Source organism: Lysobacter sp. KIS68-7, from assembly GCF_021284745.1.
In the GTDB taxonomy this organism is placed as follows: Bacteria; Pseudomonadota; Gammaproteobacteria; order Xanthomonadales; family Xanthomonadaceae; genus Noviluteimonas.
Window position 1 is genome coordinate 1020172 of record NZ_CP089925.1, and the last position, 25380, is coordinate 1045551.

Annotated in this window: 25 protein-coding genes; 6 read left to right on the plus strand and 19 right to left on the minus strand. The window is 68.0% G+C overall.

Annotated elements, in window-relative coordinates; all coding sequences use genetic code 11:
• Positions 1-3: 3 nt before the first annotated feature.
• From LVB87_RS04850 to LVB87_RS04865, 4 genes are read right to left on the minus strand one after another with little or no spacing between them, the layout of a single operon-like run.
• Positions 4-441, minus strand: coding sequence for a hypothetical protein (locus LVB87_RS04850; protein ID WP_232899781.1), 438 nt, complete (start codon positions 439-441; stop codon positions 4-6).
• Positions 442-471: 30 nt separating this feature from the next.
• The gene (locus tag LVB87_RS04855; RefSeq protein ID WP_232899782.1) at positions 472-822 is read right to left on the minus strand and encodes a hypothetical protein; all 351 of its coding nucleotides are present in this window, start codon (positions 820-822) and stop codon (positions 472-474) included.
• A gap of 10 nt (positions 823-832) precedes the next feature.
• Complete coding sequence (locus tag LVB87_RS04860; protein WP_232899783.1) at positions 833-1228, minus strand: hypothetical protein; 396 nt, start codon at positions 1226-1228, stop codon at positions 833-835.
• Between the two features lie 20 nt (positions 1229-1248).
• On the minus strand, positions 1249-3315 hold the full coding sequence (locus LVB87_RS04865) for a toll/interleukin-1 receptor domain-containing protein (RefSeq protein ID WP_232899784.1): 2067 nt from the start codon (positions 3313-3315) through the stop codon (positions 1249-1251).
• A gap of 140 nt (positions 3316-3455) precedes the next feature.
• Between LVB87_RS04865 and LVB87_RS04870 the strand changes: the two genes are divergently transcribed.
• On the plus strand, positions 3456-4730 hold the full coding sequence (locus LVB87_RS04870; protein ID WP_232899785.1) for a TCR/Tet family MFS transporter: 1275 nt from the start codon (positions 3456-3458) through the stop codon (positions 4728-4730).
• Positions 4731-4733: 3 nt separating this feature from the next.
• Here the strand turns inward: LVB87_RS04870 and LVB87_RS04875 are convergent, their stop codons facing one another.
• Entirely contained in the window at positions 4734-6011 is a 1278-nt protein-coding gene (locus LVB87_RS04875; protein WP_232899786.1) for an acetyl-CoA C-acetyltransferase, read from the minus strand.
• Positions 6012-6117: 106 nt separating this feature from the next.
• Here LVB87_RS04875 and LVB87_RS04880 point away from each other — a divergent pair, with 106 nt between their 5' ends.
• Positions 6118-7008, plus strand: a complete 891-nt coding sequence (locus LVB87_RS04880) for a hypothetical protein (RefSeq protein ID WP_232899787.1) — start codon at positions 6118-6120, stop codon at positions 7006-7008.
• A gap of 3 nt (positions 7009-7011) precedes the next feature.
• On the opposite strand, the gene LVB87_RS04885 is transcribed toward LVB87_RS04880, so the two are convergent.
• The 5 genes from LVB87_RS04885 to LVB87_RS04905 are packed head-to-tail and all read right to left on the minus strand — an operon-like array spanning position 7012 to position 12443.
• The gene (locus LVB87_RS04885; RefSeq protein ID WP_232899788.1) at positions 7012-7506 is read right to left on the minus strand and encodes a GNAT family N-acetyltransferase; all 495 of its coding nucleotides are present in this window, start codon (positions 7504-7506) and stop codon (positions 7012-7014) included.
• Positions 7503-8063, minus strand: a complete 561-nt coding sequence (locus LVB87_RS04890; protein WP_232899789.1) for a superoxide dismutase family protein — start codon at positions 8061-8063, stop codon at positions 7503-7505. The genes LVB87_RS04885 and LVB87_RS04890 overlap by 4 nt, the downstream gene beginning before the upstream one ends.
• 17 nt (positions 8064-8080) lie before the next feature.
• Positions 8081-9487 carry a nitrogen regulation protein NR(I) gene (gene ntrC, locus LVB87_RS04895; protein WP_232899790.1) on the minus strand — a complete coding sequence of 469 codons (1407 nt, stop codon included), beginning with the start codon at positions 9485-9487 and terminating at the stop codon, positions 8081-8083.
• A complete protein-coding gene (locus LVB87_RS04900; protein WP_232899791.1) occupies positions 9477-10520 on the minus strand; it encodes an ATP-binding protein in 1044 nt (347 codons plus the stop codon). Before LVB87_RS04900 ends, ntrC begins: the two co-directional genes overlap by 11 nt.
• A 36-nt stretch (positions 10521-10556) precedes the next feature.
• Positions 10557-12443: a potassium transporter Kup gene (locus tag LVB87_RS04905; RefSeq protein ID WP_232899792.1), complete on the minus strand. Its 1887-nt coding sequence runs from the start codon at positions 12441-12443 to the stop codon at positions 10557-10559.
• A 142-nt stretch (positions 12444-12585) separates the two neighbouring features.
• Here LVB87_RS04905 and LVB87_RS04910 point away from each other — a divergent pair, with 142 nt between their 5' ends.
• Positions 12586-14046 carry a DUF4118 domain-containing protein gene (locus LVB87_RS04910; RefSeq protein WP_232899793.1) on the plus strand — a complete coding sequence of 487 codons (1461 nt, stop codon included), beginning with the start codon at positions 12586-12588 and terminating at the stop codon, positions 14044-14046.
• On the plus strand, positions 14043-14750 hold the full coding sequence (locus LVB87_RS04915; protein ID WP_232899794.1) for a response regulator: 708 nt from the start codon (positions 14043-14045) through the stop codon (positions 14748-14750). The genes LVB87_RS04910 and LVB87_RS04915 overlap by 4 nt, the downstream gene beginning before the upstream one ends.
• On the opposite strand, the gene ung is transcribed toward LVB87_RS04915, so the two are convergent.
• The 5 genes from ung to rhlB all read right to left on the minus strand — a co-directional run bounded on the left by ung (position 14747) and on the right by rhlB (position 19699).
• Positions 14747-15454, minus strand: a complete 708-nt coding sequence (gene ung / locus LVB87_RS04920; protein WP_232899795.1) for a uracil-DNA glycosylase — start codon at positions 15452-15454, stop codon at positions 14747-14749. The two genes, LVB87_RS04915 and ung, sit on opposite strands and share 4 nt — an antisense overlap.
• The gene (locus LVB87_RS04925; RefSeq protein WP_232899796.1) at positions 15451-16293 is read right to left on the minus strand and encodes a response regulator; all 843 of its coding nucleotides are present in this window, start codon (positions 16291-16293) and stop codon (positions 15451-15453) included. Before LVB87_RS04925 ends, ung begins: the two co-directional genes overlap by 4 nt.
• Positions 16293-17255 carry a permease-like cell division protein FtsX gene (gene ftsX, locus LVB87_RS04930; RefSeq protein WP_232899797.1) on the minus strand — a complete coding sequence of 321 codons (963 nt, stop codon included), beginning with the start codon at positions 17253-17255 and terminating at the stop codon, positions 16293-16295. The genes LVB87_RS04925 and ftsX overlap by 1 nt, the downstream gene beginning before the upstream one ends.
• Positions 17248-17937: a cell division ATP-binding protein FtsE gene (ftsE, locus tag LVB87_RS04935; RefSeq protein ID WP_232899798.1), complete on the minus strand. Its 690-nt coding sequence runs from the start codon at positions 17935-17937 to the stop codon at positions 17248-17250. The genes ftsX and ftsE overlap by 8 nt, the downstream gene beginning before the upstream one ends.
• A 61-nt stretch (positions 17938-17998) precedes the next feature.
• Positions 17999-19699: an ATP-dependent RNA helicase RhlB gene (gene rhlB, locus LVB87_RS04940; protein WP_232899799.1), complete on the minus strand. Its 1701-nt coding sequence runs from the start codon at positions 19697-19699 to the stop codon at positions 17999-18001.
• 158 nt (positions 19700-19857) lie between these two features.
• Here rhlB and trxA point away from each other — a divergent pair, with 158 nt between their 5' ends.
• Positions 19858-20184, plus strand: a complete 327-nt coding sequence (trxA, locus tag LVB87_RS04945; RefSeq protein WP_232899800.1) for a thioredoxin TrxA — start codon at positions 19858-19860, stop codon at positions 20182-20184.
• A gap of 213 nt (positions 20185-20397) precedes the next feature.
• Positions 20398-22083 carry a transcription termination factor Rho gene (gene rho, locus LVB87_RS04950; RefSeq protein ID WP_232899801.1) on the plus strand — a complete coding sequence of 562 codons (1686 nt, stop codon included), beginning with the start codon at positions 20398-20400 and terminating at the stop codon, positions 22081-22083.
• A 52-nt stretch (positions 22084-22135) separates the two neighbouring features.
• Here the strand turns inward: rho and LVB87_RS04955 are convergent, their stop codons facing one another.
• The 4 genes from LVB87_RS04955 to LVB87_RS04970 are packed head-to-tail and all read right to left on the minus strand — an operon-like array spanning position 22136 to position 25315.
• Positions 22136-22888, minus strand: a complete 753-nt coding sequence (locus tag LVB87_RS04955) for a hypothetical protein (RefSeq protein WP_232899802.1) — start codon at positions 22886-22888, stop codon at positions 22136-22138.
• 17 nt (positions 22889-22905) lie between these two features.
• Positions 22906-23673, minus strand: a complete 768-nt coding sequence (locus LVB87_RS04960; protein WP_232899803.1) for an energy transducer TonB — start codon at positions 23671-23673, stop codon at positions 22906-22908.
• Between the two features lie 14 nt (positions 23674-23687).
• A complete protein-coding gene (locus LVB87_RS04965) occupies positions 23688-24431 on the minus strand; it encodes a hypothetical protein (RefSeq protein ID WP_232899804.1) in 744 nt (247 codons plus the stop codon).
• Positions 24428-25315 carry an energy transducer TonB gene (locus tag LVB87_RS04970; protein WP_232899805.1) on the minus strand — a complete coding sequence of 296 codons (888 nt, stop codon included), beginning with the start codon at positions 25313-25315 and terminating at the stop codon, positions 24428-24430. Before LVB87_RS04970 ends, LVB87_RS04965 begins: the two co-directional genes overlap by 4 nt.
• Positions 25316-25380: the final 65 nt, after the last annotated feature.

The window sequence follows — 25380 nt, forward strand, 5'->3', positions numbered from 1 at the left end:
CGATCAGTAGCCGGCCTGCTGGTGGTGGATCTGCGCGCAGGGCCCGCGCGGATCGTTGCCGATCATCGGATCGCAGGGGATGGTCGCGTTGCCGTTCTGCGCGTCGTACGCGATGGTCGTGTAGTTCGCGGTTTCGACCTGCGTGTTGACGTCGGTGATCGTGCCGCTCTGCATGTCCGGACTCGCCGACCAGGTGAGCTGGTTGTAGGTATCGTTCTGGAAGGTCACGTTGCTCAACCCGTAGCGATTGTCCGCGTCCACGGTGAGATTGAGGGTGGCGGTGCCGTCGCCCACCTTCGTCTTCATGCTGCCGTTGTCGTTATGGCCACCGGTGTACTTGTAGCTGTACTGCTGTCCGTTGGAGGCAGTGGTGGTGGTCCAGCCCTGGCCGTTGGCTGCGCCTGGCTTGAGCTTGAGGGTGACGCTTTCGTTACTCGGCATTGCTGTGCTCCCGATTGGGGGTGGAGGGAGTCAACGGCCACGCGGCTCGTTGCCGATCATCGGGTCGCATCGGATGATGCGGCCGTCCTGCGCGCGAACCAGCACGCTGTACTTCGCGCTCATTTCCATGGTGTTCTCATCATGGATCGTCATTGACCGGTCGGAATTGCGAGCCACAGTGAGCTGGCTCTTCGTATCGCCGGTGAATTCGATGTTGTCGATGGTGAACTTGTTGCCGACGACTTCGATGGTGAAGTTGACGGCGTTCTCGTCGCTCTTGCCCTTCAGGTCGCCGTTGTCGTTGATGCCCCCGGTGTAGCGGAAGCCGCCGTTGTCGTCGACGTGGAGCACGACGTGCTTGGTATTCCCGTCGGTGCGCATGGTGGGCTCCTTATTTCCTGGGGTCGTTGCCGATCATGGGATCGCAGTGGATCTCCTGGCGCCCCTTCCTGATGATCACGTTGCAGTAGGCCTGCTGCACTTTTGTGTTGAGGTTTCTCAGCGTGATGTGCCTGCGCGTGAACGTCCCGCTGATCTGGTCACAGGGATCGACCAAGGTCACGTCGGCGATTTCGTAGCCTTCCCTGGCCTTGTTCTGCAGCTTGATGTGGATCGTGACGATGGATCGGTCGCCTGGCTTGTTGATCTTTTGCCGCACTTCCTTCGGCACGTACCTGTAGTCGAAGAGATCGTCGCCCGCTTCGTCGGCCGTCGCCTGCTGCCAGCCGTGCTTCCCATCCGGCTTGCCGGGCGTGATGTTGAGCGTCATCACCTTCGGTCGTTTCATGGAGCAATTCCTCCTGACAATCAGCGCGCCGCGATCCCCGGCAGCGGCGGCAGCGGATCGATCGGAACGTAAGCGGCCGCCACCAGGCGCTGCCGATACGGCATCGCGGCGTCATCCTGTTCGAGGTTGTGGAGCGTGCGCACCAAGGGATCCAGGCGCGCGAACGGCGGGCCTTCGGTGTCCTTGCCGGCCATCAGCAAGGCCTGCGCATCGCGCCAGCGCGTGGTGGCCGTCGTGTCGTCGCCCGCACGCTTGGCGACTTCGCCTTCCAGCGTCTGCAGCTCCGCGAGCGTGACCCGCAGGTTCTCGCCTTCGCCCGACTTCCAACCAGGGTCGATCACCGCATGCGCGGCCGCGATGCGCTCGTGCGTGGCCGCGTCGTCGTGCTGCTCGAACGCCAGGCGTGCCTGCAGCATCCGCGTGCGGCCAAGCCACTGGCGCATGCGCATGTCCTTCGGTTCGGCGGTGTGCACCGCGGTGAGCAGGCGCTCTGCTTCCAGTGCTTCCGGCGCCGCGACCGCAGGCGACTCCGCGTCGAGTTGTGCGCGCCAGAAGCGCGCGACGGCGTGCACCGACGCCCACTTCTTGTTGTCCGGATCCTGCCGCACCATCGCATCGGCTTCGTGGTTAGCCGCTTCGACCGCCGCATGCGCTTCCGCCATGCGGCCGCGCTGCGAGCGCACATCGGCGAGCAGCAGTTGCTGGTCCACCCAGTCCTCGCGCCAGCGACTGTCCTTCGGTGCCCGCTTCCGCAACGCATCGAGGTCGGCCAGCGAATCGGCGAACCACCCTTCGCTTTCCTGCAGGCGCCCTTGCTGCAGCGCGTTGCTGCCCAGCCAGGACACCACGGTCGCCTTCTCGGAGCGCAGCGGCAGATCGTTCGGCCGCGCGCGCACCCAGCCGCGGAACAGATCCAGTTCCTGCAGCATCGCCTGCTCGGCCTTCGCGTGTTGCCCGCGCGCTTCGTCCAGCACCGCGAGGTTGTGGTGGCCGTAGGCGACTTCCTTCTGCCAATCGAAGTTCTTCCGATCCATCGCCGCGAGCTTCAGCGCGCTGTCGCGATACTGCGTCAACCACTTCTCCGCATCGTCGAAGCGATCCTGTTGCCAGGCGACGTAGCCGATCCAGTATTCGGCCTGCGCGCGATCGAACAGACGCTGCCCTTCGCTCGGCTTGCGGTCGTACAACGCGCTGCTGCGCACATAGGCTTCGTGGAAGGCCGCGGCGGCAGCAGGATGGTTGCCTTCCTCCAGGCGCACCTGGCCAATGCCGGTGAGCGAGCGCGCCTGTTCCTCCAGCGTGTGATCGCTGAGGTCGCGCGGATCCAGCGTGGCGAAATACTTCGTTGCCTTGTCGTCGACCGAGCGCATCAGGTCCAGGCGCCCGACCGTGGTGAGCTTCTGGCGCAGGTCGCCCATCATGAAGCCCATCAGGTCTTCCGCCTGCGCTTGCCTGCGTTGCGCGTCGTTGCGCGCGACATACGCGCTGATCGCGAGCGTGGACGTGAGCGCCATGCCCGCCACCGATGCGGCCGCCACGATCGCCATGCGCTTGTTGCGTCGCTGGGCTTCGCGTTGCACGAGCGTATCGAAGCCGACGCCCAACAGGCCCGCGATCAACTTGAGCGCCGCACGATCCTTGCCGTCGCCGTCCTTGCGCGCATCCGCCGCGAGCGGCTCGCGCACGTGTCCCTCCGCATCCGGTGCGAGCAGCGACGGCGGGAAGCAATCGCTTTGCGCGGGATTGCCGTCGACGACGAAACACAACACGCGGTCGCCGCTGTGGCGCGCGCGGAAGGCCTGCACTTCCGCATCCACCCAGCGCGACTGCGCAGCGGCCGGCGAGCAGATGACGACGAGCGTGGCCGATTCGGCGAGCGCTTCGCGGATGGTCGTGCTCAGGTCGCCTGCGGTGGGCAGCTCGTCGCGGTCCCGGAACATCGGGCCGAGGCGAGCAGGAATCGGGCCATCACGTCCCGGCGAACCGACCAGGCGTGCAGGCACGCGATACGACTCCAGCCGACGCAGCAGCCAGCGCGCCCAGTGGGCGTCGACGTGGCTGTAGCTGAGGAAGGCGCGATAGCGCACGGGCTTTGGCCCGCTGCAAGGCCGGGCCGGAGTCGGGGGACGTTGGACCAACGCCCCGGCCTGCGCGCAGCGGACAGCGCGCCGACGGACGGTCGCGCGCTAGACTGCGTGCCCTCACGTTCCGCCAGCCGATCCCCCAAGTGAACGATACCGCCGCACCCGGCGCGCGCCAGGCCGCGCTCGTCTTCATCTTCGTCACCGTCCTCATCGACATCCTCGCCTTCGGCCTCATCATCCCGGTGCTGCCGCACCTGCTGAAGGAGTTCGTCGGCGGCGATACCGTGCGCGCGGCGCATTGGGTCGGTGTGTTCGGCGTGTTGTTCGCCGCCATCCAGTTCGTGTGCGCGCCGATCCAGGGCGCGATGTCCGATCGCTTCGGCCGGCGGCCGACGATCCTGCTCTCGTGCTTCGGCCTCGGCGTGGATTTCATCTTCATGGCGGTCGCGCAGTCGCTGCCGTGGCTGCTGGTCGGGCGCGTGTTCTCGGCGGTGTTCTCCGCCAGCTTCACAACCGCCAATGCGTACATCGCAGACGTGACCGAACCGGCGAAGCGCGCGCAAGCCTTCGGCATGATCGGCGCGGCCTTCGGCCTGGGCTTCATCATCGGTCCGGCGATCGGCGGCGAGCTCGGCCACATCAACATTCGGCTGCCGTTCTGGTTCGCTGCAGGACTCGCGTTGTTGAACTTCGCGTACGGCCTGTTCGTGCTGCCCGAGTCCCACCCGAAGGAGCGTCGCAGCCCGAAGTTCGACTGGGCCCACGCCAATCCGCTCGGCTCGTTGAAGTTGCTCGGCCGCTATCGCGCGATCTGGGGCCTGGCCGGCGTGGTGTTCCTGATCAACCTCGCGCACTACGTGTATCCGAGCGTGTTCGTGCTGTTCGCCGATTTCGCGTACGGCTGGGACGAGCGCGTCGTCGGCCGCGTGCTCGCGGTGGTCGGCGTGCTGAGCGTGATCGTCAATGCCTTGCTGGTGAAGCGCGTCGTGGCGAAGTTCGGCGAGCGTCGCGCGTTGCTGATCGGCCTGATGTGCGGCGTGGTCGGCTTCACCATTTATGGCGTCGCACCGACGGGTATCTGGTTCCTCGCTGGTATGCCGATCATGTCGTTGTGGGCGCTGGCGATGCCGTCGACGCAGGCGCTCGTTTCGCGCCAGGTCGGGCCCGAAGTGCAGGGTCGCATCCAGGGCGCGCTCACGAGCCTCGCAAGTTTCGCGGGCATCCTGGGCCCGGCGATCTACACCTCGGTGTTCGCGTTGTTCATCAGCGACCACGCACCGGCGAAGTTGCCGGGTGCACCCTTCCTGCTGGCAGGCATGTTGCTCGCGTGCGCGGGGATGGTGGCGTGGCGGTTTGCGCGCGCGCCGAAGGAAGCGGCGCACGTCGCGCCGGCACCGGTCACCGCAAGCGAAGGTTGAGCGTCAGCGCTCGAGGATCGCGACCACGCCCATCCCGCCGGCGGTGCAGATCGACACCAGGCACCGCCCGCTGCCGCGCTGCTTCAGTTCCTTCGCGGCGGTGGCGACGATGCGCGCACCCGTCGCCGCGAACGGATGCCCCGCCGCGAGCGAGGATCCGTTCGGATTGATCTTCAAAGGATCGATGCGCCCCATCGGCGCCTCGAGCCCGAGCCGGTTGCGGCAGTAATCCTGGCTTTCCCACGCGCGCAGCGTGCACAGCACCTGCGCGGCGAAGGCTTCGTGGATCTCGTAGAAATCGAAATCCTGCAGCGTGAGCCCGTTGCGGCGGAGCATCTCCGCCACCGCGATCGTCGGCGCCATCAGCAGGCCTTCGCCGTGCACGAAGTCGACGGCGGAGACATGCGCATCGCGCAGGTGGCACAGCACTTCCAGGTCGTGCGCCTGCGCCCATTCGTCGGTGGCCACCAGGCACGCGGACGCACCATCGGTGAGCGGCGTCGAGTTGCCGGCCGTGAGCGTGCCGCGCCCGCTGGTCTTGTCGAACGCGGGCTTGAGCGTGGCGAGCTTTTCGATGGACGTATCGGCGCGCAGGATGTTGTCGCGCGTGACGCCGCGGAAGCTCACCACCAGGTCATCGAAGAAACCGCGCTCGTAGGCCGCGGCGAGCTTGTGGTGTGATGCGACGGCGAGCTCGTCCTGCGAATCGCGGGAGATGTTCCACTCCTTCGCCATGTCCTCGCAGTGTTCGCCCATCGACTTGCCGGTGCGCGGTTCGGCCACTCCGGGGAAATCGGGCTTGAGCTCGCGCAGGTGGAAGCCCTTGAACGCGGCGAGCTTGTCCTTGGTGGTTTTCGCCATCGCTGCGGAGAGCACGCGGCGGCGCAGCGACTGGCCATAGACGATCGGCACGTCGGAGGTGGTGTCCGACCCGCCGCCGACGCCCACTTCGATCTGCCCCGTCGCGATCTTGTTGGCGATGTGCACGATCGCATCGAGCCCGGTGCCGCAGGCGCGCTGCAGCGTGATGCCGGGCGTAAGCGGCGACAGGCCCGAGGACAGCGTGGCTTCACGCCCCAGGTTCCAGTCGCTTGAGTGCTTGATCACCGCACCGAGCGCGACCTCGCCCAGCTGCTGGCCGTGAAGGCCGAACTTTTCGACGAGCGCGCCGAGCGTGCGCACCGACATGCCCAGGTTCCCGACATCGCTGTAGGCCGTGTTCTGCTTGCAGAAGGGGATGCGGACGCCGCCTAGGATGGCGACGGGACGGCCGTGCAACATTGGGGGAACCTCGCGATCACGGCCCGCGTGCATGGGCGCACGGGCATAATGCGCCGGAGTGTAAACCCGCCTCCGTGCGCGGCCAATCCACGAGCCAAGACGACAGATGAACGACGCCGCCCCGGACCTGCAACTCCTCGGCGCACTCGCGCTGGAGCTCGCACCCGGCACGGGTGCCGCGCGCGATGCGCTGGACCAGGACGGCGCCGGCGCGCTGGCGGCCCGCATGGCGCACGACCTGGCGGGCTTCGCGGCCGAGGCGAGCGCGCTGCAACTGGTGACCGTCGGGGCCCACTACGACGTGGTCGAACTGTTGCGGCCCGGCTGGCCGCTGCATCGCGAACTCGATCAGCTGGCCGCGCGCGCACCCGGCGATGCGGGCGGTCGCATCATCGCCTTCGGCGCGCATGACGGCACCTTGCCGGGTGCGTTGACGCCGCAGACCGAGTACGCGGGCGGCCCCCTACGCCTCGTGCCCTTCGTGCTCGGCGGCGACGCCGAGGTGGCGTCACGCGTGGGCGATGCCTTCGAACGCGACCTGATGGAACGCGGCATGGCGGGCGCGGCCACCGCGCTCCTTGCGCAGGAGGCCTTCGGCCTGCGCGTCGAGCACGCGCGTTACCTGACCCTGCACGACCTCGCTGCGATGATGGCCCTGCAATACGAACACGCGGGCCTCGCGCCGCTCTGGCCCGTGCTCGAAGCCGCGATGCTCGAACCCGATGCGGAAGAGTGGCTGGAGCAAGGCCCCGAACCGATCGTGCACTACACCGATCGCGAAGCGCGCATCGCCTTGTTCACGCCGCAGGCCTGGCGCGAGCGCTACCACCCGGAATCCGCGCACGACTCCGTGCGCGACTGCGCGCGCCTGGAACGTGCCTTCGAGATGTACCAGGCGCGGCAACGCCAGTTCTCCGCGCTGCTGATGGCGCACGGCGTACCGGTGACGTTCGTGCACTGCGACACGGACATGGATTCGCACGCGCAGCTGGCCTGACGCTTACGCGCTGTCGGTGCGCGCGTAGTACACCTTGTAGCCCTCGTCCTGCATGCCCATCGCGGCATACGTGCGCTGCGCATTCGCATTGGCATGTTCGACGAACAGGCGCAGGCCGACGACATCGGGCGCCTCGCGCGCGAGCGATTCGACATGGCGGTACAGCGCGGAAAACACGCCCTTGCGCCGATGTTGCGGCGGCACGTACACGCTCTGGATCCACCACCAGTGGCCGTTGCGCCAGTCGCTCCACTCGGTGGTGAGCATGAGCGTGCCGACGGGAACGCCGAGCGTTTCCGCGCCCGCCACCGCAGCGTCTTCCATGGCGATGAAGTAGCGCGACTTCGCCGGATCGGCGATGCCGTTGGTCACGCCCGCGTGCACGGTGGCCGGATCCAGGTGCTTGCCTTCGGTCTCCATCGCCATCGCCGCGTTCCATTCGGCGATGAGCGTGGCGTCTGCGGCGTGCGCCGCGCGGATGCGGAGGGCGTGCGTCATTGCGTGATGCGGATGACGCCGCAGGCCACGCGCGCGCCGGAATTGCCGGAGGGTTGCGTGGTGTAGTCGTCCGCCGCGGCGTGCACGACCAGTGCGCGATTGGCGATGTCGTTCGCTGCGCCGCCGCCGAGCGTCACGCCGGCGAGGTGGATGCTGATCGCCGCCGTGCCGTCGGCGCCGGCCGTGATGTTGTCCATGTCGCCCGCATGGTGCGTGGTGGAACTCGCACGCCCGTGCGCACTGCCGGCAGGATTGAAGTGCCCGCCCGCGCTGCTCGCATCGGCCGCGCTGCAATCGCCCTTCTCGTGCACATGGATGCCATGCACGCTGTTGGGCTGCAGGCCGCCGATGGTGCCGGTGAGATGCACGCCGTCGCCCATCGGATCGAATTCGACGCGACCGCTGACCAGGCTGCCCGACGCGGAGGCGAGGTTGGCTTGCGCGTGCATCGCGGTGCTTTGCGCCGTGGGTTGCTGCGGTTCCGCGGTCTTGGGCGTCGAGCTGCTGCAGCCCGCAACGATGGCGGAGGCGAGAACGGCGAAGGCGAGGTTGCGCATTGGGGGATCTCCTTGCGTCAGGGCCGCTTGCGGCCGGGTCCGAGCTTGCGGGTGAGCGTGTTACGACCGAGTCCAAGCCGGCTCGCGGCTTCGCCCCGGTGCCCGTGGGTATGCTCGAGCGCGGCGTCGAACAGCACGTGTTCGAACTTCGCGAGTGCCTCGCCATGCAGGTCGGGTGCGCCGTCGGCCAGGCGCATGCGCGCCCAGCTGGCGAGGCCGACTTCCCAATCCTCGCCCTGCCCTGCGCGTTCGCTCGTCCGTACGAAGGCGGCGTCGAGCTCTGCGGTACCGATCGTGTCGCCCGGCGCCAGCGCGACCAGGCGCCAGCAGAGGTTCTCGAGTTCACGCACGTTGCCCGGCCAATCGTGGCGCTTCAGGCGTTCGAGCGCGGGCTTGGTGAACTTCTTCGCCGGCGTGTCGAGCTTGCGCGCGGCCGCGGCGAGGAAGCGCTCCGCGAGTGCCGGGACGTCGTCGCGGCGTTCGCGCAGAGGCGGCAATTGCAGGCGCACGACATCCAGGCGATGCAGGACGTCCGCGCGGAACCTGCCGTCGGCGACCAGGCGTTCGAGGTCCTGGTGCGTCGCGGCGATCACGCGCACGTCCACGCGGATCAGTTCGCGGCCGCCGACGCGGAAGAACTCGCCTTCGGCCAACACGCGCAGCAGGCGCGTCTGCAGCGACAGCGGCATGTCGCCGATCTCATCGAGGAACAGGGTGCCGCCGTCGGCCTGTTCGAAGCGGCCGACGTGGCGCTTCTGCGCGCCCGTGAAGGCGCCCGCCTCGTGCCCGAACAGTTCGCTTTCGAGCAGCTCTGCGGGGATCGCCGCGGTGTTGAGCGCGACGAAGGGGCGATGCGCGCGCGGCGATTCGCGATGCAGGGCGCGCGCGACGAGTTCCTTGCCCGTGCCCGTCTCGCCGGTGATGAGCACCGACAACGGCGCCTGCGCGAGTCGCCCGATGCTGCGGAACAAGGCGCGCATCGCCGGTGTGTCGCCGATCAGGTCGGTGTTGAAGGCGGGCGCGGCCGCAGGCGCGACGACCGCACTCCCCTGCTCCGGTATCGCGCGGCCTGCGAGCGCGACCGCCGCATCGAGGTCGAACGGCTTCGACAGGAATTCATAAGCACCGCCGCGGAATGCGCCGGCCGTGCTCGCGATGTCCGTGTAGGCGCTCATCACGATGACGGGCAATTGCGGCGCGGCGGCTTTCAGCTTGTCCAGTAACGCGAGGCCGTCTTCGCCCGGCATGCGCACGTCGGTGAACAACAACGCCGGTGCGCCGCGGTCGCGCAAGGCCGCGAGTGCGTCGCGCGCGTTTTCGAAGCCATCGACGGCGTAACCGGCTTCGCGAAGCGCGGTCGCAAGGACGAAGCGCACCGCGCGATCGTCGTCGACGATCCAGATGCGAGCAGGTTCACACGGCATCGGCGCCCTCCTCCGCTTCCATCCACAAGGGCAGCAACAAGGTGAACACGGTGTGCCCCGGCCGCGAGCGATACGCGAGCGAGCCGCGATGCTCGCGCGCCACCTGCTGCGCAAGCGCGAGGCCGAGCCCGGTCCCCGCCGCATGTCCGCTCACCAGCGGCAGGAAGATGCGTTCGGCCAGTTCCTCCGGCACGCCGCGTCCGTCGTCGATGATTTCCAGGCGCAGCGCGAGTGCATGCGGGACGTCGCCGATGCGCACGCCGTGTTCGGCGCGCGTGCGCAGCGTGATGTTGGCCGCGCCGGCATCGATCGCGTTGCGCACGAGGTTCCAGAGCGCCTGCGTGAGGCGATCGAAATCGCCGTGCACGTCGGGCAGCGACGGGTCGTAATCGCGGACCAGGCGTACGGCCCAACCCGCGTCGGCTTCGGCCAGGCGCAGCACGCGCTCGAGCACGGCGTGGATGTTCGCAGCCTCGAACGGGCGCGGCGGTGCAGGGGAGAGCAGGCGATCGAGCAGGCCGGTGAGGCGATCGACCTCGGATTCGATGAGGGCGACGAGTTCGCTGGATGTTGCATCGCCAGTCACGCGCCGCTCGAGCAACTGCGCCGCGCCCTTCAAACCCGCGAGGGGATTGCGCAGCTCATGCGCGAGACCCTTCAGGGCTGCGGACAAGGCGCTCGGCAGCAGTTGCGCGGGATCCTCGCCCGGGAACTCGTCGACCGGGTGCGCCTCGACCCACCAGCCCCCGGTCTCCCGCGCCGTCAGGGTGACGTCGGCGAAACGGGGGGCGTCGGCCCCGGGGAAGGCGAGGGGGATGCGGCGGAGCCGGGCCCCGTCGCTTTGCCCCGAAATGGCGCGGGCAAAGGCTTCGCCCTCGAACTCCAACGCCGCCAGCGGAACCCCGGCCAAGCGCTTTGCACTGACCCCGAGCCAGCGGGCACAAGCGGCATTTGCCCCTTCGATGCGGCCTTCCGCATCCGTCCAGGCCACCGGGGTGGTCAGCAGGTCGAAGGGGGCGGGGTCGGCGGCCATTGCACCAATGTAGTGCGAATGGCCGCCGTTGGCGAATCAGATCTCGACCGGCGCGCCCAGCTCCACCAGGCGGGTGCCAGGGATCCGGAAGAAGTCGGAGGCCGGCGTAGCGTTGCGATGGAGGAAACGAAAGATGTGGTCGCGCCACAGCGCCATCCCGCGGCGCGGGCCCGCGACGATCGACTCGCGGCTCGCGAAATACGTGGTCTCCATCGGATCGAAACAGAATCCGCCGTCGTCGCCGCAACGCATCAGTGCGAGCGGGACGTCAGGCGATTCCATGAAGCCGTAGCGCAGCGTCGCGCGATAAAAGTCGTCGGCCACCGGCGCAAGCTCCAGTCGCTGCGCCAAGGGCACGAACGGCACCGCCAGGGTTTCGACCGTCAGCAGCACGTTGCGCTCATGCAGCACCTTGTTGTGCTTGAGGTTGTGCAGCAGCGCCTTCGGCACGAGGTCGGGCTGCGCGGTGAGGAACACCGCAGTACCCGGCACGCGCGCAGGCGGCGCGAGCATCAGGCCGGTCAGGAAGGTATCGAGGCGCAGGCCGTCCTTGCGCACTTCCGCCTGCAGCAGCTGGCGGCCGCGACCCCAGGTGCGCAGCAGCGCGAACACCAGCACGCCGAGCAGCAGCGGGAACCATGCGCCGTCGAAGAACTTCGCCATGTTCGCCGACAGGAAGGCCACGTCGACCAGCACGAACAGCGCAGCGAGCGGCCAGAACACCAGCGGCGGCAGCGCGGCGCGGCGGCGCATCGTCACGATGAGCAGGATGCTGGTGATCAGCATCGTGCCTGTCACCGATACGCCATAAGCCGTCGCCAACGCCGTCGAACTACCGAAGCCGATCACCGTCGCCACCGTGCCGATCATCAGCAGCCAGTTGATCGTGGGCATGTAGATCTGCCCGATCGTTTCGTGCGAGGTGTGGTGGATCGTCATGCGCGGCAGGTAGCCGAGCTGGATCGCCTGGCGCGCCGCGGAATACCCGCCGCTGATCACCGCCTGCGAGGCAATGACCGTCGCTGCAGTGGAAAGCCCGATCATCGGAAACAGCGCCCACGCCGGCACGCCCAGGTAGAAGGGGTTGTCGATGGCAGTCGGATTGGCCAGCAGCAACGCGCCCTGGCCCAGGTAGTTCAACGCGAGCGACGGCAGCACGAAGGTATTCCACGCCATCTGGATCGGCCTGCGACCGAAGTGCCCCATGTCGGCGTACAGCGCTTCACCACCCGTCACTGCAAGCACCACCGCGCCGAGGATGAACATGCCGTGCGGGCCGTGGTCGAGGAAGAAACGCAGGCCCCACCACGGATTCAACGCGTGCAACACCTGCGGGTTGCGCAGGATGTTGGTGACGCCGATGGCGGCGAGTGCGCCGAACCAGACGACGATGACGGGCCCGAAGGCCTTGCCGACGCGCTCGGTGCCGAAGCGTTGCGTCGCGAACAGGGCCACGAGCACGCCCACGGTGATCGGCAGCACCCAGTGCGCGAGCCCCGGCGCTGCGACCTCGAGGCCTTCGACCGCCGACAACACCGAGATCGCAGGCGTGAGCACGCCATCGCCGAAGAACAACGCGGCACCGAACACCCCGAGGATGCCCACGACATACGCGGCCTTCGACGCACCGGGCAAGGTGCGCTGCGCGAGTGCGGTGAGCGCCATGATCCCGCCTTCGCCTTCGTTGTCCGCGCGCATGATCACCGCCACGTACTTCACGGTGATCACGATGATCAGGGTCCAAAGCACCAGCGACAGGATGCCGAGCACCGTCGGCATGTCCGGCGACAGCCCGTAGTGAGGCGTGAAGGCTTCCTTGATGGTGTACAGCGGACTCGTGCCGATGTCGCCAAACACGACGCCGATGGCACCAAGCATCAGGGACCCGAAACGGGTGCGGGAGGGAGCGGCGACGGCATGCATGAGCGAGGGCAGGGGGCAGGGGAGGGCGGCGCCACTGTGCGGCGGCCCGGCATCAAGGCGACAGCCGCGCCGGCCGCGCGCCGCGTAAAACCTGCGTAAATTCCACGCGCACGCAGCCCCGCGCAGCGGCAGAATGCGCGCCATGGATGCCCCCGCACCGAAGCGCAAGAAGCGCACCCAGCCTGCGACCGACTTCGCGACCGGACTCGTGCTCGCCATCGTGGGTGCTGCGCTGGCGACGGGTGTGGCGGCACTCGCCGAACGATGGCTCGGCCTGGCCGATGTGTCGCTGGTGTTCATGCTCGCGGTGCTGATCGTCGCCACGCGCACGCGCACCGGGCCTGCGATGGTCTGCGCGGTGTTGTGCTTCCTCGCCTACAACTACTTCTTCATTTCGCCGCGCTACACCTTCTACGTCGACGCGCCTCATGGCGTTGCGACGGTGGTGCTGTTCCTGTGCGCGGCAGTGATCGCCGGGCGGCTCGCGTCGCGGCTGGTCATGCAATTGGAAGCATTACGCGAAACCAATCGGCATACCGAAACGCTGGAACGCCTGGCGCGCGCGCTCGGCAGCGCGACCGACGAGGCGAATGTCGTCGCCATCGCGCGCGCGGCATTCGCCGAAGGGCTCGATGCCGAAGCGTGGTTGCGCTCCGATGTCGACCAGGTGGCGAGCACGGGCCAGCACGGCTGGTGGTTCCTGCCCTTGCGCGCCGGCGACCAACCGCTCGGCGCACTGGCGCTCAAGCGTGCGCCGGGTCGCGAAGCCTTCGACATCGCCGAACGACGCATGGCGCTGGCGATGGCCGACGACATCGCGCAGGCCCTGCTGCGCACGCGCTTGTCATTGGCCTTGAACGATGCCCGCATCGCCAACGAAACCGAGCGCCTGCGCAGCGCCTTGCTCGCGTCCGTCTCGCATGATCTGCGCACGCCTTTGGCCGCGATCCTCGGCGCCGCCGGCAGCCTGCAGGCGAGCGGCGTGGCCGCCCTCACCGACGCCGACCGCGACGCCCTGCTCGACATCGTGCGCAGCGAAGGCGAGCGCCTCGACGGCTACATCCGCAACCTGCTCGACATGACGCGCATCGCGCACGGGCAACTCGTGCCGGAGCGCGACTGGATCGGCACGGACGAACTGATCGGTGCGGCACTCGCGCGCCTGCGCCGCGCGCATCCAGAAGCGCAGGTCGCCACGTTGATCGCGCCCGACCTTGCGCCGCTGCACGTCCAACCCGCGCTGATCGAACAGGCGCTCTACAACCTGCTGGACAACGCGGTGAAGTTCGCGGGGCACGCGCCCATCGCCATCGACGCGCAGCGCACGGAGGCGGGCGGCACGCGCATCGACGTGCGCGATCGCGGGCCCGGCATCACCGAAACGGAGCGCGAACGCGTGTTCGACATGTTCCGATCGATGGCGCAGGGCGATCGCGGGCGTCGAGGTTCCGGCCTTGGACTCGCGATCGCGCGCGGCATGTTGCGTGCGCATGGCGGCGATGTCACGGCGGGCGCAAACCCCGACGGCGGTGGCGCCTGCCTGCGCATCACCTTGCCGCGTGCGCCTTCGCAACCCGTCGCCCCCGACGAGGACGCAGCTTGAGTACGACGCAGGCCAGCGCCGCCGCGCGCGTGCTCGTCATCGACGACGAGCCGCAGATTCGCCGGTTCCTCGAGATCGCCTTGCGCGCGCAGGGCTACATGGTCGCCGTCGCCGAGACCGCGCAAGCGGGACTGGAAGCGCTCGCGCTGCAGGGCTCGGAGGTGGTGATCCTCGACCTCGGCCTGCCGGATCGCGACGGCCTCGATGCGCTGCGCGATCTCCGCGAGTGGTCGCGCGTGCCGGTGCTCGTGCTCACGGTGCGTGCGGACGAAGCGGAGAAAGTCGCCGCGCTCGACGCTGGCGCGGACGACTACGTCACCAAACCTTTCGGCGTGCAGGAACTGCTCGCACGCCTGCGCGTGCTGTTGCGCGCGCGCAACACGCCGGGCGACGCGCCGGCGATGTTCGACGACGGTCGTTTGCGCGTAGACATTGCACGCCGCATCGTCACGCTCGATGGTGAGGCGCTGGTGCTTTCCCGCAAGGAATTCGCGCTGCTCGCTTTGCTCGTGCGCCATGCGGGACAAGTGGTGACGCAGCCGCAGTTGCTGCGCGAACTCTGGGGTCCGACGCACCAGCAGGACACGCATTACGTGCGCATCCTCGTCGCCAAGTTGCGGCAGAAGCTGGGGGACGATGCGGCGTCGCCGAAGTGGATCGCAACGGAGCCCGGCGTGGGGCTGCGTTTCCTCGCGGACGCTTAGGTGGGCAACGACCAGTCGATCGGCGCCATTCCGTTGCGCGCCAGGTACTCGTTGGTCTTCGAAAAATGCCCGCATCCGATGAACCCGCGGTGCGCGGACAGCGGCGAAGGATGCGGCGCCTTCAGCACGCGATGCTTCGAGGTGTCGATCATCTTGCCCTTCGCCTGCGCGTAGCTGCCCCACAGCAGGAACACCAGGTGCTCGCGTTCGCGGTTCAGGACTTCGACGATGTGGTCGGTGAAGCCCTCCCATCCCTTGCCCTGGTGCGCACCTGCGCGGCCTTCCTCCACGGTCAGCACCGAATTGAGCAGCAACACCCCCTGCTCGGCCCAATGGGTCAGACATCCATGCGAGGGCCGCGCGATCCCGAGGTCGCGGTTCAATTCCTTGAAGATGTTCTCGAGCGACGGTGGCACCGGCGTGCCGCGCTGCACGGAAAAACACAAACCATGCGCCTGCCCGACGCCGTGATACGGATCCTGCCCGAGGACGACGACCTTCACCTTGCCGAACGGCGTGGCATCCAGCGCCGCGAACACCTGCGTCATCGGCGGGAACACATTCACGCCTTTGCGGAGGCGCTCGCCGAGGAACGCACGCAACTGCTGCATGTCCTCGCGTTGCAGGTACTCGCCGACGCGCGCCTTCCAGCCCGGCTCCAGGCGGATGCGGTCCGCGCCCGTGGACGCCGCCGCTTCGCTCATGCGTCGAGGCTGCGCTGCTCCGGCAGCTTCGCCACGCGGAGCTGGAACAGCGTCTTGGTGACGAGCAGGCGCTCTTCGATCGGCTTGAGCACCAGGTCGTTGGCGCCTTCGCGCAACAGGTTGCTCTGGTTTTCCTTGTTCTCGTCGCCCGTCATCACGAGCACCGGCAACTGGCGCTTGCCATAGCCGAAGTCGTTGCGGATGCGGCCGAGCAGGTCGCGGCCGCTGAGCTCGCCCTTGAGGTACACGTCGGTGAGCACGAGGTCGGCGCCGGGCGCGTCGTCGCTGTCGCGATGCGCGTCCAGGTGCTTGAGCGCGTCTTCCGCGCTGATCGTGTGCACGACCGTGAGGCCCTGGCGTTCGAGCATGCGCTTGGTCGCCAGCGCGACCACGCGGCTGTCTTCCACGTACAACACGCGCGCACCCTGCACGGGCTCGGGTTGCACGTAGCCGCGAATGAAGGTGGCGAGCGCGCCGTGGCCCAGCGCTTTGTCGAAATAGTCGGTGACGTCTTCGCTGAGGCTGCGGTCTTCCAGGCGCGATTGCACTTCGCCGGACACCACGATCACCGGCACGTACGCCTGGCCCGACGCGGTGCGCACCGCCTTCGCGAGCGCGAGGCCATCGCCATCGGGCAGCGCGAGCGACGTGGTCACCAGATGGAACGGCCCGCTCGCGAGTGCGGCCTGCGCTTCGGCCAGGCCGGCGCACGCCACCACTTCCACGTTCGGCAACTCCTTCAACAACACGTCGCCCACCAGCTTGCGCACGAGCTTCGACCCGTCGACGACCATGACGCGCGGGGCGTCGCTGATCAGGTGGCGGAGTTCGCTGTTCATCAGTGCGAGGTCGGGCGGGTCTGGCGCAGGAAGTGTCCCGCCACGATGCCTGCGCCGATCCAGCCGAGCAAGGTCGCGCCACCGACGACGATCACAGCCTGCAAAGGATCCACGCCCTGCAACGAGAATCCGCTGCCATAACTGCCCGCGAGGTCCGCCAGCGGCGTGCGCAGTGCCACCCAGGCGCCGGTCAGCAGGGCCAGCGCGAGCGCACCCGCCGCCAGGCCGTACCACGCGCCGAGATACAGGAAGGGACGGCGGATGAAGCCGTCGCTCGCGCCGAGCAACTGCAGCACGCCGATTTCGTCGCGCCGCGACTGGATGTCCAGGCGCACCGTGTTGCCGACGACGAGCAAGGCACCGAGCCCGAGCAGCAGCGCGAGCACGAGCGCGACGCGGCCGCCGAAGCGCAGCCAGTTGTCCAGGCGCCCGCGCCAAACCGCATCGTGTTGCACGAGGTCGGCTTCGGGCAGCGTGCGCAGCGAATCGGCGAGCGTCTGGTCGTCGCCGCTCGGCGTCACCAGCAACAGCCAGGGCAGGGGATTCGCTTCGTCGCCGGTGGCGGCGAGCGCATCGATCGCATCGCCCAGGCCACTGCGCGCGCGCAACTGTTGCAGGCCTTCCTCCGGCGTGCGCAGCGTGACCGACGCGATGTCCGAGCGCTTGCGCAGCTCGCCGGCCAGCGCGTTCGCCCGTGCGGCGTCGGTGCCGTCCTTCAGGAAGATCGAAATCTGCCGCGAGGTCTGCACCTCGCCGGCGAAGCGCTGCACGTTGCCCAGCACCACCCACAGGCCGAGCGGCAGCGCGAGCGCCACCGCCATCACGCCGATGGTGAGCAAGGTGGCCCACGGTCGGCGGAAGAAACGCCCGAAGCTGGCCACGAGGCTGTACATGTGATGGTCGAACCAGGCGCCGAAGCCCGACGACTGCACGCGCTTGTCGCGCTTGACGGCCTCAGGCATCGGCCAGTTCCTCCGGCGAGATGTCGTCGGCCAGGCGGCCCTGGTCCAGTACGAGGACACGCTTTTTCATGCGCTTGATCAGGCCCAGGTCGTGGCTGGCCACGAGCACGCTCGTGCCGCGTTCGGGCAGGGCGGCGAACAGCGCCATGATTTCCGCGGACAAGGTGGGATCGAGGTTGCCGGTGGGTTCGTCGGCGACCAGCAGCGACGGCTCGGCGACGAGCGCGCGCGCAATGCCCACGCGCTGCTGCTCTCCGGCGGACAGTTGCGAGGGCAGGGCGCGTTCGCGTGCGGCCAGGCCGAGGCGTTCGAGCATCGAGCGCACGCGCTTGCCGATCTCGCCGCGCTTCATGCCGCGCAGGATCAGCGGCAGCGCGACGTTCTCGCCCACGCTGCGATCCATCAGCAATTGGTGGTTCTGGTAGACCACGCCCACCGAGCGACGATGCAGCGCGACCTTGCCGCCGCGCACCTTCGCCAGGTTCTTTTCGCCGAACAGCACGGCGCCGCGCGACGGGCGCTCGGCGAGCTGGATCAGTTTGAGCAGCGTGCTCTTGCCCGCGCCCGAATGGCCGGTGACGAACAACATTTCGCCGGGGGCCACCGCAAAGCTCACCTCGGTGAGCGCAACGTGCCCGCCGGGATATTGCTTGCTGACATTGTCGAAGCGCAGGACCGTCATTGGCGCAGTATCGCCGGACGGGAGGCTTCCGTCATGCCCGCGCGGGCACGACGGTCATGCATCAGTGCTGCGAACGCGGTGCGCGCGTGACCAGCGCCTTCAGGCCCTTGCCCAGGCGCGAAAGCAAGGACGGACGGACATCGGCCGGAACCGCCGCGGCCGAGGCCGGTGCGCCGTTGGCGGGCATCGACAGTGCGTCGCCGCCTTCGATGCGACGACCGCCGCGGCGACGACGACGCTTGCGCGGCGCGCGTTCGCCCTCGGGGTGTTCGGCGCCGGCGTGCTGCGGGGCGGGTGCGCGCGGGGGCTTGGGAGCGGCAGGTTGCGGCGCCTGTGCGTCGGCCTGCGCTGCGGGGGCGTGTTCGCCTTCCGGCTTGCGCGGCGGACGCGGGCCGCGTTCGCGACGCTCGCCCGGGCCACCGCGGCCGCCCGAAGGCTTGCCGCTGCGACCGGCCCCGGGCTTGCCGCCGCGGCGTTGTTCGTCGGCGGCGCGCTGCTCGCGCGCCTCGCGGAAGATCGCGCCGATGCTTTCGCCGTCGTCCTCGGCGTCCGCGCCCTCGACCACCGGGCGCGGCGTACGCGGCTGCGCGATCAGCAGTTCCCGCGTGACCGGCTCGGAGGGGATCTTCTGCTCGATGTAGGCCTCGATGTCCGGCAGCGACATCGCATAGCGCTCGCAGGCGAAGCTGATCGCGTCGCCCTCGGCGCCGAGGCGCGCGGTGCGGCCGATGCGGTGGACGTAGTCCTCGGCATCGAAGGGCAGGTCGAAGTTGTAGACGTGCGAGACGCCGTCGATGTGCAGGCCGCGCGCGGCGACGTCGGTGGCCACCAGGATTTCGAGCTGGCCGGCCTGGAACTTCTTCAGCAGCGACTCGCGCTTCTTCTGCGGCACGTCGCCGGAGAGCACGCCGACGCGGTAACCGGCCTTCTCCAGCGAGCGCGCGACGCGCTCCACGAAGGCCTTCGTATTCACGAACACCATCGTCCGCGCGCCTTCGCTGCGCGAGAGCAGGCCGATCAGCAGCGGCACCTTCTCTTCGTCGGACGGGTAGTAGATTTTCTGGCGGACGCGGGCGGCGGTGACCGATTCGGTCTCCACGACCAGCTTCTCCGGCTCGTTCATGTGCTCATACGCCAGCTCGAGCACGCGGTGCGACAAGGTGGCGGAGAACAGCAACGTCTGGCGCGTGCCGCGCTCGGGCATGCGGCGCAGCAGGAAACGGATGTCCTTGATGAAGCCGAGATCGAACATGCGGTCGGCCTCGTCCAGCACGCAGATCTCGCACGCGTGCAGGGAGACGACGCGGTGCTGCTTCACGTAGTCGATCAGGCGGCCCGGGGTGGCGATGATCACGTCGGCGCCGGCCTGCAGCAGCGAACGCTGCTTGTCGTAGTCCACGCCGCCGTAGACCAGGGCGAACTTCAGGCCCAGGTCGGATGCGAACTTCACCGCATCCTTGTGGATCTGGATCGCGAGCTCGCGCGTCGGCGCCAGGATCAGCGCGCGCGGGTCTTCGGGCTTGCGTTCAGCGAGCGCCGGGCGCGTGAGCAACCGGTTGATGACCGCGATCAGGAAGGCGAGCGTCTTGCCGGTGCCCGTCTGGGCCTGGCCGGCGACGTCGCGGCCGGCGAGGGCAATCGGCAGCGTGAGCGCCTGGATCGGCGTGCAACGGTTGAATCCTGCCGCCTCCAGGCCTGCAAGCAGCGCCGGATGGAGGTCGAACTCGGAGAAGGCGATATCGGTTAGCGGTTTGTCGCTCATGCGGGCTGCGGCGTCTCTGGCGCGGGTGGGCGCCCTTGCGTCGGGGGGCGTCCGCGAAGCAGACTGCCGGCCAATCGTGGGTGCGGGCGGGGCTTGAAGCCGCCGCGGGAAGCACCCAAGTCTAGCAGCCAAGTACCCCTTCGCAGTCCGAGGATCCCATGAGCGAGCACGTCATCCACGCCACCGACGCCGATTTCGACCACCAGGTCATCAACGCCGACGGTCCGGTCCTCGTGGATTTCTGGGCGACCTGGTGTGGCCCCTGCAAGATGATCGCCCCGGCCCTCGACGAGCTGGCGGCCAGCTATGCCGGCCGCGCCAAGGTGGTGAAGGTCGACATCGACCAGAACCGCAATACCGCCATGAAGTACCACGTGCGCTCGATCCCGACCCTCCTGCTTTTCAAGGGCGGCCAGGTCCAGGCCACCCAGATCGGCGCCGTGGGCAAGGCCCAGCTGGCGCAGATGCTCGACAAGGCGCTCTGAGCGCCGCCCCGTGGCCCGCGGCCCGTCTTCGCGCCGCCGCCACTCCCTGAAGCCCACACTCTCCACCGTCGCGACGCCCTTGCCGTCGCGCCGGGCCGGTGCTAGTTTCGCCTCACCCGGCGCATGCATTCGCGCGCCGCACCCTTCTGAAACCCTCTTCCGAAACCCCGCTCGCGCACCGCGAGCGCTCGCCGCTTAGCGAGGATTCCTAGCTTGTCCGAGAACACCAACGACTCCGGCGACGTCGCCGAGAAGCGCGTGCGCAAGCCGCGCGCCACCGCCGACGCCGCTTCCAAGGCCGCCGACGCTGCCGCCTCCGCCGCGGCTCCGCCGCCGCCGCCCGTCGAGGCCGCACCGCCTCCGCCGGCCCCCACCCAGTCCGCGCCGCCGCAGCAACATCAGCAGCAGCACCAGCAGGACGCGGGCGACCAGGGCGGTGGCCAGGAAGGCGGGGAGGGCGGCCAGCGCGATGGCCGCTTCAACAACCAGAACAACAACCGCCGCGACCGCTTCCGCAATCGCCGTGAACGCCAGCGCGAGCGTTATCGCGAAGAAGGCGGCGGCATGCCGCAGGACAACGGCGCCAACGAGCCCTTCGTGCCGCGCAACAACCCGAGCGTCCCCGAAGGCTTCCCGCAGTACTCCCTCAGCGACCTCAAGCGCATGCCTGCGCCGAAGCTGCTGGAGATCGCCGAACAGCTGAACATCTCCGAAGGCGTCGCCCGCGCCCGCAAGCAGGACGTGATCTTCGCCCTGCTGAAGGTCCTCACCCGCCACGGTGAAGGCGTGGCCGCCGACGGCGTGCTGGAAATCCTGCCCGACGGCTTCGGCTTCCTCCGCGCGGCCGAGGCGAGCTACCTCGCCGGCCCGGACGACACCTACATCTCGCCGAGCCAGATCCGCCGCTTCAACCTGCGCACCGGCGACCACCTGTCGGGTCGCATCCGCTTCCCGAAGGACGGCGAACGCTACTTCGCGCTGTCGGTGGTCGACACGATCAACGGCGAGCCGCTGGAAGCCTCGAAGAACAAGGTCCTGTTCGAAAACCTGACGCCGCTGTTCCCGCGCCGCCGCTTCACGCTGGAACGCGGCAACGGCAGCACCGAAGACATCGCCGGCCGCATCCTCGACCTGATGGCCCCGCAGGGCAAAGGCCAGCGCGCGCTGATCGTTTCGCCGCCGAAGGCCGGCAAGACGATGATGCTGCAGCAGGTCGCCACGGCGATCACGACCAACCATCCGGACGTGCACCTCATCGTGCTGCTCATCGACGAGCGCCCGGAAGAAGTGACCGAAATGCAGCGCACCGTGCGCGGCGAAGTGATCTCCTCGACCTTCGACGAACCCGCCGCCCGCCACGTGCAGGTCGCCGAAATGGTGATCGAGCGTGCCAAGCGCCTGGTGGAACACAAGAAGGACGTGGTGATCCTGCTCGACTCGATCACCCGCCTGGCCCGCGCCTACAACAACGTCGTCCCGAGCTCCGGCAAGGTGCTCACCGGCGGCGTGGACGCCAACGCGCTGCACCGTCCGAAGCGTTTCTTCGGCGCCGCGCGCAACGTCGAAGAAGGCGGCTCGCTGACCATCATCGCCACCGCGCTGGTCGAGACCGGCTCGAAGATGGACGAGGTGATCTACGAAGAGTTCAAGGGCACCGGCAACTCCGAAGTGCACCTCAACCGCCGCATCACCGAAAAGCGCGTCTACCCGGCGATCGACATCAACCGCTCGGGCACGCGTCGCGAAGACCTGCTCATCGAACCGGACCTGCTGCAGAAGATCTGGATCCTGCGCAAGCTCCTCCACCCGATGGACGAGATCGCCGCGATGGAATTCCTGCTCGACAAGATGAAGAACACGAAGTCCAACGACGAGTTCTTCGCTTCGATGAAGCGCTGAGGCGCGGATCGGCAGGAAAAGGAACGCCCCGCAATGCGGGGCGTTTTTTTGTTCAGAGCATCTTGCCGACGATGTCCGACTGCAAGGTCACCTGGTCGCGCTGCAGGGCGATCGGATCGCCTGGCGTCATCGCATCGATGGCGACGTCGGGCGGATGCGCCGCATCGAGCCAGGGCACCGGGCTCAGGTGGCGGAACCGCTCCCGGGGATCTCCCCTGCTTCGCGTCGGTGAAGTCCGGAAGTCGATCGGCATGAAGAAGGTTTCATCCGCCGGTTCGCCGTAGGCGAGTTCCGCGGGCCGCAGTTTCGATTTCTTGAGGATGCGGACGAGCGTGTTCCTCACGTCGCGCTCGGTCGTCCCGCCGCCGAGTTGGCCATTCAGGTAGACCACGGCAGCGTCGACGACATTGCCCTGCGCATCCACGCGCAGTGCGGCCACCACGTCGAGTGAGATGGGGATCATCGGCAATGCGAGTCGGGCGTACTTCGTGCGCGCGTTGGCGAACGCCACGCGCTTGACGCGCATTTTGAATCCACCGTCCACCTGCACACCTTCGAGGTCGAGCGTCATCGCCGTGCGCAGGCGCGTCGCCACGCCCTCGCGCAGGACCGGCGCGAAGCGCCAACGCTGCACCGTCGTCTCGATCAGCGACTTCAACGCGGGCGCCGTCGCATCGTCGAACACCACGCGCTCGACGGTGCCGTCCGCGGTCAGGTACAGATCGCCGCGTACTTGCAGGTTCGCCGTTTCGGGCTGGCGCGCAAACGCGAAACCGGCAACGAACAGGCCCAGCAACACGAACATCCATCCAGGGACGCGGATCAAAGCGGCTTGCCCACGACATCGGTGCGCAACTTCACGTCATCGTCGAGCGACGCGAGCTGCCCTTCCTGCAATGCCTTGTCGTCCACGGGGCGCGCCGTGTCCCACGGAATCGGCTTCGCGTTGGCGAACGTCGGTGAGCGCCACGGCGAGCGGGCGTACTCCGAGTTGCTCCGCGCGATGGTGAATCGGATCGTGCCGCTGAAGGTTTCCGGATCGCCCAGATCCGTCCGCGCGGGCTCGTAGCGCCACTGCTTGAGCGCCGTCCTGAACGCCTTCTCGAGGAGCTTCTTGTCCAGGACCGCGTCGTCGCCGACGATCGTTTGGATCGCGAGTACCGCCGAATCCACGACCTTGCCCGTCGCGTCCACGCGGATCGCGGCGAGGATGTCGAGGTCCTGCGGCGTGAACAGGTGCGGCATCGGTTGCTTGAGGATCTTGCGGGGAACGTAGAAGCCGATCTTCTCCACGCGAATCGAATAACCCGCACCCACGGGCGTGGCGACCAGCTTCAGCGAATAGGACGTGCGCGCGACGATGGGCTTGCCGTCGCGCACGATGGGCTCGAATTGCCACTTGCGCACGGACTGTTCGACCAGCGCGCGAAGCGCGGGCGTCGGCGCGCCGTTCACTGTGCACTCGCGCACGCTGCCATCCGCCGCGATCACGACGTCGCCACCGACGGACATCGACGAGGGTTCTTCCGCCACCGCCACGAAGGCGAAGCACGCGCACAAGGCCAACCACATGGCTGCAAAGCGTTTCATCGATCGATTCCTTTTCAGATCAGCGGCGTCACGGAGATCACCGAGTCCACCGCCACGGGTGCCATGCCGCCGGCACCGGCCATCCCCGCCTGCCGGCACTGCGGCGAGACCATCGGATCCGGATGCAGGTCTTCCGATCTACCGTACTGCCTGAATTCCACCGGCAAGGTCGAGCGCGTAGCGACCGCCTTGCCGCCGATGGTTTCCGGATCGAAGCGCAGGGCTTCGATCCAACGCTTGATGGGCGGTTCGAGGCCCTTCTTCACTCGCGCATGGAGTCCATCGACCTGGTCCAGGTGGGTCGTGCCATCGGCCGCGACCGTGAAGTGCACCTGGGTGACCGCGCTGGCCTGCGTGCGAGACACGGCGGTCAGGAGTTCCTGCGTCACGGGGAACCTCCCGCTGCCGCCGATGACGCGCGGACCCGCCCAGTGGTACGCCAGCCCCATCGAATAGCCGCCGCCCGGCGTCGGCACGGCGCAGGCGCCGAGCATCAGGTACGTCGTCGCATTGCCCGTTTCGCCTTCGCGCAGGTTGCGCTTGAAGGTCCACTTCCCGACTTGCTGTTCGATGTAGTGGCGCACGCTGTCGGGCAAGTCCTGCGACGCTTCGACCTTGACGAGCTTGCCTTCGGGATCGACCTCCACTTTCGCGTCGGCCATGAAGGACACGGGCTTGGGCGCTTGCGCCGTCGGCGCCGCGGAGGCGGCGCACGCGACGAGCGCGCCCGACAGAACAATCGCACTAAAAGTCTTCATGCCCCCTCCGGGCCGCCGCTGCGGAACTTGAGAATCGAATTCGACGGAAGCAACTCATCGCCCACTGCATCGGCGGTGCCGACGCGTTGCCCGTTCGCATCGCGGGCCCAGGCCGGTTTGCGATAGGGGCCGCGCGATTCCAGTCGCCATTTGCCAGGCTTGCTGGTCGCCAGGATCTGCTCTGCGCGCGCGCCGGGCATCCGGTACTGCACCGGCATCACGCCGACGGTCTCGGCCCCGGGTTTGTCCGACAGCTTGAAATGCCACTGGCGGATCGCGCGGAGGGCGTTGTCCTCCATCGCCTTGCACGCGCGCTTCTTGTTCACTTCGCTGCCACCCGCGAAGTACAGGCTGCACTGCGTCGCGTCGATATCGGCCACCGTTCCGTCCGGCGCCACGTGCACCATCAACGTCACCAGGCCGTTGACGCTGTAGTGCGGGTACTGCGGCATCGGTCGCTGCTTCGTGATCTCGATGGTGGTGCGCGTCGTCCCTTGGGCGGCCGCCGCGGCGTCGGCGGCATCGAGGCCCGGCGGCATGAACACCACGTTGTCGATGTGCACGTCGTAACCGTTGGCGGCCTGTTTGGCGACGAGCGTGATGCGCATGTCGCTGCGCGCCCGCGTGGCCTGGCCGTCCTTCGAGACCGTCTCGAAGCGCCATTGCGCCACGTTCTGGTCGATGAGCGTCTTCAGCTTGTCATCGACCTTCGTCTTCACGACATACGAAGCGACCTTCCCATCCGTGCCAACGACGAGCTCGCCGTCCACGCGCATGGTGATGAGGTCCTCGAGCGCGCCCGACGGCGCTGCTTCTTCCTTCGCACCCACGGGCGCGATGACGCAGGCGGCCGCCAGGCACGCCATCCCCAGATAACGACGCATCCTTGTCTCCCCGTGCGGCCGTCATGCCGCATGCGCCTGCATCCTACATAATCGCCCGCACGGAG

Bases quoted from the DNA above. Each gene is read 5' to 3' on its own strand.
- LVB87_RS04850 (WP_232899781.1), bottom strand. From the start codon at position 441: ATGCCGAGTAACGAAAGCGTCACCCTCAAGCTCAAGCCAGGCGCAGCC.
- LVB87_RS04855 (WP_232899782.1), bottom strand. From the start codon at position 822: ATGCGCACCGACGGGAATACCAAGCACGTCGTGCTCCACGTCGACGAC.
- LVB87_RS04860 (WP_232899783.1), bottom strand. From the start codon at position 1,228: ATGAAACGACCGAAGGTGATGACGCTCAACATCACGCCCGGCAAGCCG.
- LVB87_RS04875 (WP_232899786.1), bottom strand. From the start codon at position 6,011: ATGTTGCACGGCCGTCCCGTCGCCATCCTAGGCGGCGTCCGCATCCCC.
- LVB87_RS04880 (WP_232899787.1), top strand. From the start codon at position 6,118: ATGAACGACGCCGCCCCGGACCTGCAACTCCTCGGCGCACTCGCGCTG.
- LVB87_RS04885 (WP_232899788.1), bottom strand. From the start codon at position 7,506: ATGACGCACGCCCTCCGCATCCGCGCGGCGCACGCCGCAGACGCCACG.
- LVB87_RS04890 (WP_232899789.1), bottom strand. From the start codon at position 8,063: ATGCGCAACCTCGCCTTCGCCGTTCTCGCCTCCGCCATCGTTGCGGGC.
- ntrC (WP_232899790.1), bottom strand. From the start codon at position 9,487: ATGCCGTGTGAACCTGCTCGCATCTGGATCGTCGACGACGATCGCGCG.
- LVB87_RS04900 (WP_232899791.1), bottom strand. From the start codon at position 10,520: ATGGCCGCCGACCCCGCCCCCTTCGACCTGCTGACCACCCCGGTGGCC.
- LVB87_RS04905 (WP_232899792.1), bottom strand. From the start codon at position 12,443: ATGCATGCCGTCGCCGCTCCCTCCCGCACCCGTTTCGGGTCCCTGATG.
- LVB87_RS04910 (WP_232899793.1), top strand. From the start codon at position 12,586: ATGGATGCCCCCGCACCGAAGCGCAAGAAGCGCACCCAGCCTGCGACC.
- ung (WP_232899795.1), bottom strand. From the start codon at position 15,454: ATGAGCGAAGCGGCGGCGTCCACGGGCGCGGACCGCATCCGCCTGGAG.
- LVB87_RS04925 (WP_232899796.1), bottom strand. From the start codon at position 16,293: ATGAACAGCGAACTCCGCCACCTGATCAGCGACGCCCCGCGCGTCATG.
- ftsX (WP_232899797.1), bottom strand. From the start codon at position 17,255: ATGCCTGAGGCCGTCAAGCGCGACAAGCGCGTGCAGTCGTCGGGCTTC.
- ftsE (WP_232899798.1), bottom strand. From the start codon at position 17,937: ATGACGGTCCTGCGCTTCGACAATGTCAGCAAGCAATATCCCGGCGGG.
- rhlB (WP_232899799.1), bottom strand. From the start codon at position 19,699: ATGAGCGACAAACCGCTAACCGATATCGCCTTCTCCGAGTTCGACCTC.
- trxA (WP_232899800.1), top strand. From the start codon at position 19,858: ATGAGCGAGCACGTCATCCACGCCACCGACGCCGATTTCGACCACCAG.
- LVB87_RS04955 (WP_232899802.1), bottom strand. From the start codon at position 22,888: ATGTTCGTGTTGCTGGGCCTGTTCGTTGCCGGTTTCGCGTTTGCGCGC.
- LVB87_RS04960 (WP_232899803.1), bottom strand. From the start codon at position 23,673: ATGAAACGCTTTGCAGCCATGTGGTTGGCCTTGTGCGCGTGCTTCGCC.
- LVB87_RS04965 (WP_232899804.1), bottom strand. From the start codon at position 24,431: ATGAAGACTTTTAGTGCGATTGTTCTGTCGGGCGCGCTCGTCGCGTGC.
- LVB87_RS04970 (WP_232899805.1), bottom strand. From the start codon at position 25,315: ATGCGTCGTTATCTGGGGATGGCGTGCCTGGCGGCCGCCTGCGTCATC.